This is a genomic window from Candidatus Tisiphia endosymbiont of Ceraclea dissimilis (assembly GCF_964030735.1).
Taxonomy (GTDB): Bacteria; Pseudomonadota; Alphaproteobacteria; order Rickettsiales; family Rickettsiaceae; genus Tisiphia.
In genome coordinates this window covers 958,287-972,511 of record NZ_OZ034917.1, presented here as the reverse complement: position 1 = coordinate 972,511, position 14,225 = coordinate 958,287, and the positions used below count along the sequence as shown (strand labels likewise).

The following is a 14,225-nucleotide window of genomic DNA, read 5'->3' as shown; positions in this document are numbered from 1 at the left end:
GAGACCGTCTCCTAGACAAACAAAAAATTATAGAAATTTACTATTTTCATCAAAAATATGAAAACAATTTTTCCAATATTAGTGAGCATTCACGGAAAAAGAGTTAAAGTACAAAACGTCATTGCCAAGAGGCGTAGCCGACGAAGCAATCCATTCCTGAGCATTTTTTGGATTGCCGCGTCGCCGCAAAGCGGCTCCTCACAATGACAGCATGGGGTGCTTATTCGGCACTAATTCCAGTTAATTCACTATATCTATAAATATAACAGATTTTTTTGCTGCACTAATAGTTGTTTTTATTATTTTTGCGGTATTACTTATTTTTTTCATTCCCTAACTCAGTAACTACTATTACCCATTCTTTAAAGGGCTTATTCTTATCCCAAATTAATGGATTATATTAAGCTATCAATAGACCTCTTGCAAAACTCGCTTATGCTGAGGAATTTGAAGGAGACGCGGAACGCAGAACCGCAGCGTACTCTAGCGTACGTGAGGATTCGAGTACCGCATCATTGTCCAAATTACCAGCAAAAGTAGAGTTTTGCAGGAGGTCTAATTATGTACGTCCAAATAATCGCTCAATATCTTTGAGTTTGAGTTCAATGTAAGTTGGTCTACCATGATTACATTGACCTGAAAAAGGGGTTTTCTCCATTTGCCTTAACAATTCATTCATTTCTTCAGAAGATAATTTACGACCTGCTCTGATAGAATAATGACATGCATATGTTTCTGTAACATGTTCAATCAATTGAATCAAGGAAATATTTTCGCCAAGATCAGATAAATTATCTGCTAAGTCTTGAATAAGTTGGCTTATATTGATATCTCCTAATAGGCTTGGAGCCTCTGATACAATGATGGATCGCTCGCCAAATTTTTCTATGCTTAAACCTAATTTAGAAAGGTCTGCCTTCTTATTATATAATAAATCGGCTCTTTTGACATCTGGTAATTCTATTATCTCAGGTATCAGTAATCTCTGCTTAATTAGCCCATTATTACTTATCGTCTGTTTAATTTTTTCATATCCCAAACGTTCATGGGCTGCATGTTGATCTACGATAACAATACTATCTGCTGTTTGTGATATTATATAAGTACCGTGCAATTGTGCTCTTGCCGCTCCGAGTAACCCATTGTTACAATCGCTATGGGTATAGTCAATTGATGAGAAGTTGGTGACGTCGTCGCTCAATGCTCGCCTATTACTTATAGGCGTCGCTCCATCGCTCCTAGCATCAACTTCTCCTGAATTGACTATAGAGTCCTCTACTACCTCTACTTTAGCATGAGGTTCAGTCTTTATTAATGGCTGTTGAATATTAAAACTATTTTGGTTGGATTTAGGGAGAGTTAAATTTTGGGTTCGATAAGTACTGCTATTATCAGATACGCTCAAATTATGTGGAGTTAAATTATCCGGGTATATTTTTTTTGAAGAGCTAGGACTTTTTTGTAATGGTATATTTGTTTTAATAGCATTATTAGTAGTTGCTGTATTTCGAAAAAGACCTAAGGCAGTTGTGGCAATATTCGTTGAAACCATATGACTTTTCGTGGCAAGGGCATCCTTGATAGAGCTTACCAGTAATCCCCGTATGGTATTTGGATCGTGAAACCTTACTTCTGTTTTGGCAGGGTGAACATTAACGTCAACCATTTGGGGATCTATTTGTAGAAACAAAACTGAAACTGGGTGTCTATCCCGAGCTAAGTAATCCTGATATGCTACTCTTAAAGCGATTTGTAGTAATTTATCCTTAACCGGTCTATTATTAACAAATAAAAACTGATCCTCAGCAGAAGCTCTATTAAAGGTAGGAATACTAGTAAAGCCATATACTGAAATTTCTGGTCTTTGTAGATTAATATGAACCGAATTTTCAATAAAATCAGAACCTACTATATCAATTATTCTTTGCTTTAGAATTTCGTCAAAATTACCATCTTGTCCTTTTACTTTTAGAATATTTTTACCATCATGAGATAAATTAATACTGATTTTAGGATGAGCTAATGCAATTTTCTTTATTACATCTAATGAAGCTGCAAATTCGGTTTTATCAGATCTTAAGAACTTTAATCTTGCAGGAGTAGCAAAGAATAAATCTCGTATTTCAATCTTAGTACCTTCGTTGTGAATGGTAGGCTTACTTCCTTTATTACTCCCACCACTAATTTGCATCTGATATGCTCTATCAGCTCCACGTGCCTTTGAAGTAATCAGCATCTTACTTACAGATCCTATAGAAGGTAATGCCTCTCCGCGAAAGCCAAAAGTGTGAATATTTAATAAATCTAGCTCATCAAGTTTAGAAGTAGTATGACGCTCTATGGCAATATTTAGGTCATCCTCAGACATACCTATTCCATTATCAGAAATAACAATAAGATTTTTGCCTGCTTGCTCAAGCATTATATCTATCTTAGTGCTAGCTGCATCAATAGCATTCTCAACTAGTTCTTTTACCACCGAAGCTGGTCGTTCAATTACCTCTCCAGCAGCGATACGATTTATAGTGCTATCTGATAGGAGTTTTATCTTCATTACTTAATTAACACAAATTTTTTACTACAATAAGGACACATAATAGAACCTTTGGTTGAATCAATTTCCAAATAAATTCTTGGATGATCATAAGGCGACTCTCTGCCAGAACATGATATTGATGTAGAGATAGTCTCAATAATTTCTACATTTTGCATAAAATTAAAGCTATATGAGAGTTTTTAGGATGATATCATTATAAAACATAAGTTGCATTTATTCAAAATAAAAATTAGGTAGATTAATGAAAGATTAAAAATCTCATGTATGACTCTACCCAATAATGCAAGAAAAAAAATAATACTTGACAGAAAAAAAGCAAATGCAGTCATGTATTCGACTTGAAGCACAACAAAGTGCTTCAGCCCTGATGGAATTCGCTAACTTACTTTGTCTTATTTACCATCAATATTATCATTTCTCTATATTTTTTGCTAAATCTATTCCTATTGTGTTATATTCCATTTTGGGTCTCCCTATTGTTGTTTTAATATATTAAATCTAGAAGAATAACCATTAATATTCATTCTGTATATAGGGTAGATCCATACCATTACCTTACGCATAAACCACATGACAATTTAAAAATTTCGGAAAAGTACAAAACGTCATTGCGAGCGAACGTATGTGAGCGTGGCAATCCACATATAGATTGCTTCGTCGCTACTAAAGTAGCTTCTCGCAATGACGCCAAGCTATTTTCTATATGACTTTTAAATGCCATGCGTAAGCTGAGAATTTAATTTATCGTTCAAGATGCCGATCTGAAGAATGGCTTCTTTGCAAATTTTTCTGATGAACATTATTCTCTTTTTGCAATAAATCTGACGTAGATTTACTTTTTCGTAATTGTTCTATAACTGCAGGAGTTACTATTTCTTCAGCAGATTTCTTGGCAGCATTCATAGATTTGGTTAATGAATTGTCACCTTTAACTTCAGGTTGTTCATAAAAAGGATCATTTGCCCTACCTAAATCTCTTAAAAAGCTTAGCGTGCCTTTTGCCGCTGATATCAGTCTATTACTACTTTTTTTCTTTTCTTTAGTTTCAGTTTCTTGTTCATTAGATTTTTCTTCAAGCTTATTTACTGTTGCATGAAGCATATCTCGTTTTTGCTCATCGGTTAATTTTCTATAATTTTTGTCGAGCCTTATTTCAGTTAAAGCTTCTTGATACACATCAAATTTATTTTGTTTTTGCTCATCAGTTAACTTGAAATAATCTTTATCTCGCATCAACTCAGTCAGAGCAGTAGTTTGAATATGTTGTTTTTGTACAATCTTACGCAACTCTTGTAAATTATGATAATCTGCAACATCACTCTTATGTAGTTCGTTATTAATATTAATTTTAAATGCTGTAACAAGATCAGCTGATTGTTTTTCAGTTAAACCTGAGGTAATCAAAGTAATCGCTGAAGCTGTACCAGATTTAATCGCTGCAGCAATCTTAGCAGGATTACCAGTGCTAGCTGCAATTATATTGGATGCTAAAGTAGCTGCGTCCTGAATATTCTCCATAAAAAACTTACTTGTATTAAATGCCAGTTCTGCTTTGGAAGATATGTAGTGATAATGTTTATTTTCTTCTGGAGCAGATGTTGGGACGTGTAATTTATTACCCAATAGCTGGGCTAGATTGGGATCCAGTTCTAATAAATATTGTTGTTTACTTATATCTCCTCGATTTTGCATTAATAGATCATTTTCTTGGGCAAGTTTACGAATCTTTCTTGTTTTAATAGCATCAGCTACCATACCTCCAGCTACCCCAGCTAATGTTATTGCTGCCATGGCTAAGGCTGCAGGGGGGGATATCCCAGTTAATGCTACTATTGCAAGCGTTGCCGTAATAGTCCGGCTTACAGCACTACCGAGTGCAATTTTGGCTAATTTTGTATTTAACAACCAATCTATAGCCTTGAAAGCCTTGGTCTTCTTTGTCCACTCCCAAGCAGAAATTATGTAAGAGATAGCTCTTTTTATTTTTGATTCTGTCTTTATTTCTTTATTTTTTTGTTCTAAAGATTTTAGAAATTCATTTGAAATTCTAATCTCATTTGTTTTAATCGACTTTAATTTCTCACTTTGTTCTTGCTCAATTATCGACAAATCATCCTTACTTCTTACCGATTTTGCAGCAGAAGTAGTTTTTAACTTATTGATACGTCCAAGCTCCATATCGTCAAGGCTTTTGATAATTCTTGCTTTTCTTTCTTTTGGTTGAATTATTTGATTATCTACCGAATTACTTAGAGTTTCATCTAGAGGAGATAGTTTTAATTCATTCGGCTTCTCTTTAACGCTAGGAGTATCAATAGTAGATTCGTCAATTGTAGCACTATTTGTTTCTGAATCTTTAAGATTCTCAAACGACGTAGATTCTTTTTCGTTATGTATCATATATATCACACTCTAAATAAAATTAAAGACTGATTCTATAGCTAAATTTCCAATTCACAAACGTCTATAATCAATTGATGAGTTGGTAACGTCTTCACTCGTCATACATATGGGCGTTTTTCCATCGTTCCTATGAGGCAAGTTAGGTTTTTTCGTATCAATTGATAAGGCGTGTAATCCACTAGTTAGCTCATCTGCTAAAAGATTGTTAATCATTTTATGTTGTTCTAGCAAGCTTTTTCCTATAAAAGCTGCTGAAAAAATTTTAACCCTAAAATGGCTCTCAGTAGTTCCACCAGTATGGCTGGCATGTTTGGAACTTTCATCAACTATTTCACAATAATGTGGTTTTAACACATCTAATTTGCTTTTTATTCTATTTATTTTGCTCATAATTTTATAATATAAAATTTTTACTTGTATCATTCTACTAGGATTTTAGTATTTAGTAAATTTATATTATTTGAGTTATGGTGAAATTAGATACGAAAATTAGAAATTTACAATTTGAGCTTGATAAAGTAGAGCGTGGATATTGCATCTCTTTTAAGCTATTAAATTATAACGAATTAAATGCTATGATGGCAAAAGACATTCACATAATTGACAAACTTAATAAAATTATTTCTGAAATTTGCAATGAATTAATTAGCAATTCTGTCACATCAATTTATAAACACATTGAACATGATCGAATATTATTAGTTCTACCGATATTAGACCCAAATCTAGTTAAAGAAATTGCCCTAAAAGCACATTTATTATCCCAGCTTTATGTTGATGATCTATTACCTACAGTTTATATGAATTGTAGTATTGCTAGCATAGAATTTCCCAAATTTAGCAATAAAGCTGAAGAAATTTATAATTTATTGAACTGGCTAATTTCTTATCCAGGTGACCAAAATTATTATCGTGAGTATGACTCTAAATATTATAATATAGAATACATTAAAGAGTCCAATAAACAGCTTAATCTCTTAAGAAAATCCCTATTAAACAAAACAATGGTTTTTGCTTATCAGCCAGTTATTGACCGTAAAACAATGAAAGCTCATTACTATGAATGTTTATTAAGGATTCCTGATACAAATAACTATCTATGTTCTGTAGGAGCAATAATCCCAGAGGCTGAAAAGAAAGGTTTAATTTTTATAGTAGATCAAGTAGTGCTAGAAATGGCAATCAAAGAATTAGATGCTAACCCAGACTTGATGCTATCAGTTAATATTTCAAATATTGGCACATTAGATTCTCCTTTGCTAGTAATAGCAGAAAAATTATTACAAACATATGATGTTTCAGGAAGATTAATTATCGAAATTACTGAGACTAGCCTTAATCAGCATTATCAACAAATAACGTACTTCATGCATAGATTAAGAAAATACGGTTGTAAATTTGCTTTAGATGATTTTGGCTCTGGGTTTACTTCATTTAAGCAATTACAAAATTTGCCAATAGATATTATTAAAATTGATGGTAGTTACGTACGTAACATCACTAGCGATCTGCAAAGTCAAGACTTCATTAAAAGATTAATTAACATCTCTGAGGATTTGGGTATTCAAACTGTAGCAGAATTTGTTGAGAATGGTAAGATTGCCAAATTTTTAATCAATCTAAAAATAGATGCGATGCAAGGCGATTTCTTCTCACCTGCCTCAGTTAATAGAATAAAATAATCAGATATTAGTAAAGCAATTGAATTAGGTGATAGTATATGAATGAGCGTTCACGCATCATTGCGATGAAGCGTGAGCCGAAGAAGCAATCCATAAAAGTGATTAAAAATAGATTGCTTCACGCTACTAAAGTATCTCCTCGCAATGATGCTTGGATGATTTTTTATACAGCAACCAATGGATAATAAAAAATATTAAACTAGTAATTACCCAAGTAGTATTACTAATTAGATTAAATATTGTATCTTTTTCTACTTCTTGCATATAATTTGTTTTTTCAAGATTTATCTTTTTGTCTATTTCTATTTTACTTAATAATCTAATCTTTTCCGCTTCCTGTGGATTCTTCGAATTAATAAAGTTTTCGACAGAGTTAAATTTAGCTATACCATGATTATACTTATATTCTGGTAATACTAGACTTGCAATATTTTGCATAACTTGCACCAATGTGAACATAAGAGTCAGGCTAGCAAAAAGACAAATTACCATGCTGTAAAGTTGTAATAAATTTTTAAACATATTGCGTCACAATTATAAAATGATACTATTTTTTAGTTAGCTCAGATAAATGAGTTTTTCTTTAAACGCATCCATCGTTCTCATTAACTCTCTTTTAGCGAACCAATCACTTTTACTAGTTTAATTTACTTGAATGATTGATGCAACAGAATTTATCTATTACTCGATAATCAAGTTTTTTGCAGAGCTTATAAATAGTAGGTTGTTTGAGGGAAAATTGAATATATCCGAGTCACGACATCTATCTTTAAACGCAAAATTTGTCATATATGGACGAGTGAATTTGTCAACAAAGAAAATAAAAAAATAGAGCCACAAAGGAAGCGGTCATATATTCGGCATCAAGTGCCATAATGGTTTCTGCATTCTTATAAATATCCTTGAGTGACCTCTCATTCCCACGGCTTCTAGAGCCTCGACATAATTACGGATTTTATTCAGAATACTTATTCATTAACTCTTTAACTTTCGTTCTCTTTATTGTTACTATTCTTTACTCACAATATTTATCAATTACCAATTTTTATTTAGTTGACATAGTTTCTTCTTTTTTTCCAACTAAACTAATTTGCAACATATTCGCTACCATTGGTGACTACTGCATAAGCAATCCTTGCTAACTTATTTGCTAAACCAACACATATAATATTATATGATTTATTTTCAGCAAATTTCTTCACTGCCCACTGCACTAGTTTATCTTTTGATTCCTTATCACTTTTTGCTCTTATTGCTATTGTCCTTGCGGCTTGAATCAACATAGTTCTGGCATATCTATCTCCTTGTTTGGTAATCCCTCCTAAAACTATCTTATCTCCTGAGCTATGTTGCTTTGGTACCAAACCAAGCGAAGCAGCAAAATCCCTCGGGGTTGGATAACTTTCCATTGGGGCTACACTCAAACAACTAGCATTGATTGCTCCAATGCCAAAAATTGTCTGCAACCTAGTAGCTTTCTCACTTTGCTTATTATTGCTGATAATCAGCTTTTCTAAAGTTTTTTCTTTGTCACATAAATCCTCAATTTCTTTACATTCTAAAAGTAAAATTGACCTTACCCCAGAATTTATATAACCTTTACTATACGCTAACTCTACCTCCAGCCTACATGATTTGCAAAATTTATTTTTACTTAATTTTGTATTATAGCCATATTCACATAAACTTGATATTGTAGAATTAGTTTTTTGCACACGATCTCTGATCGTATTACTTCTAATTTTATGCAAGAATTTTATATCTTGTTCCTCCTTGCTTTTTAGTAGCACAGTTTTTAATTCTGGATCACGAGCCGCTTTGCATATTGCTAACGCATCGTTATAATCATTTTTCTGTTTCGATGTAGCATAAACTTTTACATCTTTTGTTTTCATTAGTTTGACTTGCAAACCAAGCTTAGCAATTTCCTGTGACCAATAATTAGCTCCTCCACATGCCTCCATAGCTACCAATGAACTTTTATCGAGATTGCTTAAATAGGCTATTAACTCATCTCTTGTAACTTTTTGGTAACCTATTTTTTTGCCATTTTGATCGACTTGCACCAAGTGCATACTATTTTTTGCTAAATCTATTCCTATTATAGTATTTTTTATGCTATTATTTATCATGGTATGGATCTATTAATTAAATTATTATTTAATTTGGAGCAGCTGAAAACTATTTTTCAGCTGACTCCGTACAAGTAAAGCATATTTCGCTTCACTCGTCCATACCATCATTCCCGCTTCGGTGCGGAATCTAGACCCCTCTACCTACGCAGGGGTGACACAAAAATGGATTGCTGCGTCGCCGCTTTTAGCGGCTCATCGCAATGACGTTATCTGTCATTGCGAGACCACATAGTGGTCGTGGCAATCCATTTGGATTGTTTCAATGCTACTAAAGTAGCTTCTCACAATGACGCCAAACTATTTTCTATATGACTTTCAAATACCATGCGTAAGGTGAGTTACTATTTGCATTATTCTGTATAAACAATAAGTAGTCTATTATTTATTATGTAACGATGTAAAAATGTTTTTTGCAAGGGTTTGGCTTATACCATTGACTTTAGATAATTCATCAATAGTGGCATCACATATTGCTTTATATGAGCCAAAATAATGTAACAAGGCTTTCTTTCGGGTGACACCAATTGAACTTATGTCATCTAGACTAGAAACTTTAATGGCTTTGGAACGGCGTAGCCTATGGTTTTTTATAGCAAAATTATGTGCTTCATCCCGCAAAATTTGTAAATATTTCATGACCGGAAGACTCTTATCGATTGTAAAAGCCTCTTTATTAGGCATATGAAATTGTTCACATCCAGCATTTCTGTCAGGTCCTTTTGACATACAAATAACTGGAATTTTAAGATCAAATTCTTTCATTATTTTTTGTACTACAGATAGATGCCCCTTGCCTCCATCGATAATCATTAAAGTTTTATAGTCAATTGATGAGAAGTTGGTACTTGTCTGCTCATTTGGTAGATGTTCTTTTTTTAATCTAGTAAATCTTCTTGTTAAGACGATTCTTAACATCTCATAATCATCACCTTGGGAATTCCCTTGGGGAATAGATATATTAAAAATTCTATATTCTTTTTTATCGAAACCTGATTGGTTAGCAACAATCATGCTACCTACGGCAAATGTTCCCATAATGTGACTATTATCATAAACTTCAATTCTATCTGGTATGGTAGGCAGATCGAATAATTGTTGTATTTGTTGAAAGATAATTTGATTTTTAGCAAATTGTTTTAAATGCTGATTAAGTGATAATTGGGCATTAAACTCAGCATTTTCTAATAATCTTATACTCGAATGCTTTGAAGAATTGGCTCCGCAAAACTTCGGGGGATTGGCGTACTTACATACTTCATATACGCTCCGCTCGCTCACCCCTTGTTTATTGTCCCCATTCTCCAGATCATTCGAGTATAGTCTGATGTTAAATTTGCTATTCCCACTCAATTGTCTAATAGCCTTGGTTACTAATTCTAGATCAATGATAGGATGGTTTATAATTATCTCATTCGGAATTTGAGCATTTTGATAAAATTGATTTATAAATTGTGTCAATATTTCTGATTTATTACTGCCCTCCGTATGAAACGGAAAGTACGCTATATTCCCATAAGACTGACCAAATCTATATACAAATAGCTGAATACAATAATAATTATTCTTTTCAACAATAGCTATAACATCAGCGTTTTTAATAGAATTACTAGATAAAGTTGATTTTAGTTGGATATAACTTAGTGCTTTTATTCGGTCTCGTATTTCGGCAGCTTCTTCAAAACGTAATTGTATACTTAATTCTTCCATTTTGTGAGATAAAGTTTTTTGTAATTCTTTAGTTTTACCATTTAAGAAATTCTTTACTTGGCATACTAGTTCACTATAATTTTCTTTACTAATTTTCTCAACACATGGGGCTGAACATCGACCAATTTGATACTGCAAACAAGGGCGTTTGCGATTGTTAAAATAATTATCACTACAAGACCGTAATTTAAAAATTTTCTGTAATTCTTTTAAGGTAGTATCGACTTGCTCTGAGGAAACAAATGGACCAAAAAACTCGCCACCAGATAAGTTCTTTCCTCTATATTTAATTAATTGTGGGTAATCAACATCTAAGCGTAATTTAATATAAGGAAAAGACTTATCATCCTTAAGTAATACATTAAACTTAGGTTGAAATTTTTTAATTAACTGGGCTTCGAGCAATAAAGCTTCAACCTCAGAATTAGTAACATTATACTCTAAATAATGCGTTAGAGAGATCATTAATATTGTTTTATTATCAAGATCAGTTTTAATATAGTTAGTAAGACGTTTTTTTAGATTCTTAGCTTTGCCTACATAGATAACTTGCCGATCAGCTTTCAGCATTTTATAAACTCCAGGCAGGCTAGGTGCATTCTCGAGGTGATATTTTATTAAATCACTGCCTATAAGTTTAGAATTTTGTAACATAACCGAGCCTTTTTCTAAGTAATCCTATGCAAAAAACTAACAAACTACACATAGTACCAATAAAGACACCCTTTAGTCGAAAATTACTAGCAAAAAAATATGTCCAAATGCAGAAAGAGGAGGCTCCACTTAATCCGCATAGAATCATCATTCTTTGTGTTATAGTGATGTTGAAAAAGGCAAATATTAGAGGAACTAATATTATTGGTCCCCAAGACCCGGTGATAAACACTACTAGATCAATTACATTATCAAATTTTAAAGCGATGATTATGGCAAAACTTCCGATTACAACATTAGTAATTCTAGTAATTAGCAATAATTTCTTTTGATTCTGTATTTTAAAAATAGGAGTCAACAAGTCTTTCACTAGAGCTATTGAGGTAACATTTAAATCAGAATCAGCAGTAGACATGACTGATGCAAGTAAGCCAATTATCACAAAGCCTTGTAACCCTGAAGGAACTATTTGATCAATTAGGTGTGGCAATGCTAAATTAGAAGAGTAGTCGGGGTAAAGATTATAGGCGATTAACCCATTTAAGGTTATAAATATTAAAAATATAGCATATATACTTGATTTTATATATATAGCATTACTAGTCTTTTTGGCATTATTGTTAATTAAAGCTCTTTGAATAAAAATAGGATATAAGTTCATTACATAAAATCCTAGCATAGCGGTTATCGTATTAATAAATAGCTCACTGGCAAAGTTATTATGATGGATAAAATATACTTTTTCAATAGGTAATTGGTTGATAAAATCACTAATACCAATTTTGTTAAGACCACATATTGCAATAATTGGCAAAGCAATTATCATCGCGAAGAATTGTAGTAAATTAGTAAACATAATTGATTGTAACCCACCAATAGTTGTGTAGATAATAACAATCCCATAACTTAATAGAGTTCCTTCTAAGTAGTTAATTTTTAAAATATATTGAAAAATATATCCACTAACACTAATTTGGGCAGCAACAAAGCCTATAGATACCATAATAGTTGTGATGCCAGCAATAAAACGTCCTGTTTCTCCATAATATTTTGCCATTATATCGCCAACACTTTCTGCTCCATAATGTTTAGTTATTTGGGGTACAAGATAAATAGCTATTAGTATATCGACTGGTAGAGAGAGTATCAGTCCATAACTATACGATAAATCACCAGAAAAAGCTTTTTCTGCAATACCCAAAGTAGTAGCTCCGCCAACCGATGAAGTAAAAATAGTTGCAACTAATAATATCCTGCTATTTTTAATCTTGTCTTGAACGGTAGCATAATTGGCAAAACCTCTAAGTCTAGATCTATAGTAGATACCAATAACAAGTATCGATATCAAATATAGTAATACAATAATATTATCAATGGTCATTACTAATTATTTTTTGTTGAATTGAAACTCAAACATACTTCGTATAACCTGAATTAGTGTCGAATAAGTACCCATCATGCTGTCATTGCGAGAGTCATAAGCCTCCGAAGCAATCCATTTCTACTTGTTTTCTGGATTGCTTCGTTGCTACTAAAGTAGCTCCTCGCAATGACTCTGAGGTTAAATACTAATCAGATTTATAACGTTACCAACTTCTCATCAATTGACTATAACAGATATTTTTGCTCCACTAATAGCTGTATTCATTATTTTTGTGATATTGCTTATTTTTATCCCGAATTGAGGTTAGATTATGAGAAATGATAAATACTACAAAAGCGTTTATTATCTTCGAGTATTTGTAGATGAATTTTAGTTATAGGTGGCGGTAATATTTCTTCAATTATTTCTGGCCATTCAATTAGACAAATATTGCCCTGCAAGGCTTCTTCTATACCTAGTTCATAAATTTCTTCTAAATAATTTAAACGGTAGAGATCAAAATGATAAATCATAAATTTTGAAGTCTTGTAGACTTGTAGCAAATTAAAAGTAGGGCTGCTGATATTAATATCAGATTCACAAAAATGCTTTATAATCTCTCGACAGATAAATGTTTTTCCACAACCTAAATCACCTGAAAAAGTTATAATTTTATTAGACTCTAAATTTTTAGCGATAGTTTGTGCAAACGATATAGAGTCTTGTTCGTTATTTAAAATAACCGACTCTTTTTGAAACTTCATTAAGCCTTCAAATTTTGATGTTTAATCCACAAGTAAGTATAGTCTAACATATTAATCCTATAAATCAAATATTAACAGTGTTTATTCTAAATTCCTCGATTCTGTTGAATTCAACTAACTATTTAATTAATGGTTTGGGAATTACCCGATTTTCTAAAGGGCCAGTTGGTTTAGCTGGTTCTAATAATTTCGGAGTTAAAATAAATTTAGTCTTTTGTTCAATAGGTGAAAGGGTAACATGAAAATTATGCGGTTGTTGAATTACAGCATATTTATCCCATTCCGGATAAGCTCTATCTAAATTTCCTTTAGATTCATTAGGACCATAAATTTCAATCTCACCAAATTGATATTTTTTCAGTGGAAATAATTCATTTATATAAAAGAAATCATTGGGAAATCTATGTAGTGTTCTAAAATTACTATATAAAAATTTGTTACCTTTTTGGCGAAAGATAAATATATCTATACATCTCTTATCACATATTGTATAAAAATCTTGATGACGAACTTTATAACCTAGCTCTGTGAAATCCGTTAATATATCTTGTAATCTGATTTCATCAGCATGCATTATGCCAATATCTAAGTCATCATCAAAAGGTATAATACCTTGATGTCTTACCGCTCCAAGAAGCGTGCCGCTCTCAATCCAATAATTTATGTTATGTTTAGTCAATATTTCATGAGTGTCTTTCATTAATTGGTATAAGTGTAGGGCTGTATCTGCACTAATTGTATATTTCTGTACTTGTTGGTCGGTAGGAGTCACATACCTCCATTGGTGATCATAAAACTCTACATAACCTCGATACAAACCATAGATAATTATAATTATCCCAACTACTTTAAAGAAAAATTTATTAGTTTTTTTATTTTTTTTGTGCGTACAGGTTTCTTATATTTGTTTTTAGTAGACTTGTCATATATTTTATACTATTAATTGAATTAGTTAGAAAT

11 protein-coding genes and 1 pseudogene are annotated in these 14,225 nt (G+C 32.3%); 2 read left to right on the top strand and 10 right to left on the bottom strand.

Annotated elements, in window-relative coordinates:
* Positions 1–559: 559 nt before the first annotated feature.
* The 4 genes and pseudogenes from mutL to ACQH1V_RS04745 all read right to left on the bottom strand — a co-directional run.
* Positions 560–2,554: a DNA mismatch repair endonuclease MutL gene (gene mutL, locus ACQH1V_RS04760; protein WP_425360039.1), complete on the bottom strand. Its 1,995-nt coding sequence runs from the start codon at positions 2,552–2,554 to the stop codon at positions 560–562.
* Positions 2,554–2,712 (bottom strand): zinc-finger domain-containing protein, encoded by a 159-nt coding sequence (locus ACQH1V_RS04755; protein WP_094649254.1) that lies wholly within the window; start codon positions 2,710–2,712, stop codon positions 2,554–2,556. Before ACQH1V_RS04755 ends, mutL begins: the two co-directional genes overlap by 1 nt.
* 586 nt (positions 2,713–3,298) lie before the next feature.
* Positions 3,299–4,957 carry a hypothetical protein gene (locus tag ACQH1V_RS04750; protein ID WP_425360038.1) on the bottom strand — a complete coding sequence of 553 codons (1,659 nt, stop codon included), beginning with the start codon at positions 4,955–4,957 and terminating at the stop codon, positions 3,299–3,301.
* A 156-nt stretch (positions 4,958–5,113) separates the two neighbouring features.
* Positions 5,114–5,350 (bottom strand): annotated as a pseudogene (locus tag ACQH1V_RS04745) (BolA family protein); the annotation flags it as partial.
* Between the two features lie 77 nt (positions 5,351–5,427).
* Here ACQH1V_RS04745 and ACQH1V_RS04740 point away from each other — a divergent pair.
* Positions 5,428–6,642, top strand: coding sequence for an EAL domain-containing protein (locus ACQH1V_RS04740; RefSeq protein WP_425360037.1), 1,215 nt, complete (start codon positions 5,428–5,430; stop codon positions 6,640–6,642).
* 126 nt (positions 6,643–6,768) lie between these two features.
* On the opposite strand, the gene ACQH1V_RS04735 is transcribed toward ACQH1V_RS04740, so the two are convergent.
* From ACQH1V_RS04735 to ACQH1V_RS04720, 4 genes are all read right to left on the bottom strand, one after another.
* Complete coding sequence (locus ACQH1V_RS04735) at positions 6,769–7,164, bottom strand: hypothetical protein (RefSeq protein ID WP_094649802.1); 396 nt, start codon at positions 7,162–7,164, stop codon at positions 6,769–6,771.
* A 563-nt stretch (positions 7,165–7,727) separates the two neighbouring features.
* Positions 7,728–8,774: an IS110 family transposase gene (locus ACQH1V_RS04730; RefSeq protein ID WP_425360001.1), complete on the bottom strand. Its 1,047-nt coding sequence runs from the start codon at positions 8,772–8,774 to the stop codon at positions 7,728–7,730.
* Between the two features lie 381 nt (positions 8,775–9,155).
* Positions 9,156–11,138, bottom strand: coding sequence for an excinuclease ABC subunit UvrC (gene uvrC / locus ACQH1V_RS04725; protein WP_425360036.1), 1,983 nt, complete (start codon positions 11,136–11,138; stop codon positions 9,156–9,158).
* Positions 11,122–12,519 (bottom strand): sodium:solute symporter family protein, encoded by a 1,398-nt coding sequence (locus ACQH1V_RS04720; protein ID WP_341749257.1) that lies wholly within the window; start codon positions 12,517–12,519, stop codon positions 11,122–11,124. The genes uvrC and ACQH1V_RS04720 overlap by 17 nt, the downstream gene beginning before the upstream one ends.
* 168 nt (positions 12,520–12,687) lie before the next feature.
* Here ACQH1V_RS04720 and ACQH1V_RS04715 point away from each other — a divergent pair, with 168 nt between their 5' ends.
* Positions 12,688–12,843: a hypothetical protein gene (locus ACQH1V_RS04715; protein ID WP_157905657.1), complete on the top strand. Its 156-nt coding sequence runs from the start codon at positions 12,688–12,690 to the stop codon at positions 12,841–12,843.
* Here ACQH1V_RS04715 and tsaE read toward each other — a convergent pair.
* Positions 12,831–13,265: a tRNA (adenosine(37)-N6)-threonylcarbamoyltransferase complex ATPase subunit type 1 TsaE gene (tsaE, locus tag ACQH1V_RS04710; protein ID WP_425360035.1), complete on the bottom strand. Its 435-nt coding sequence runs from the start codon at positions 13,263–13,265 to the stop codon at positions 12,831–12,833. The genes ACQH1V_RS04715 and tsaE overlap by 13 nt on opposite strands.
* A gap of 118 nt (positions 13,266–13,383) precedes the next feature.
* Complete coding sequence (locus ACQH1V_RS04705) at positions 13,384–14,103, bottom strand: LicD family protein (RefSeq protein ID WP_425360881.1); 720 nt, start codon at positions 14,101–14,103, stop codon at positions 13,384–13,386.
* Positions 14,104–14,225 lie beyond the last annotated feature (122 nt).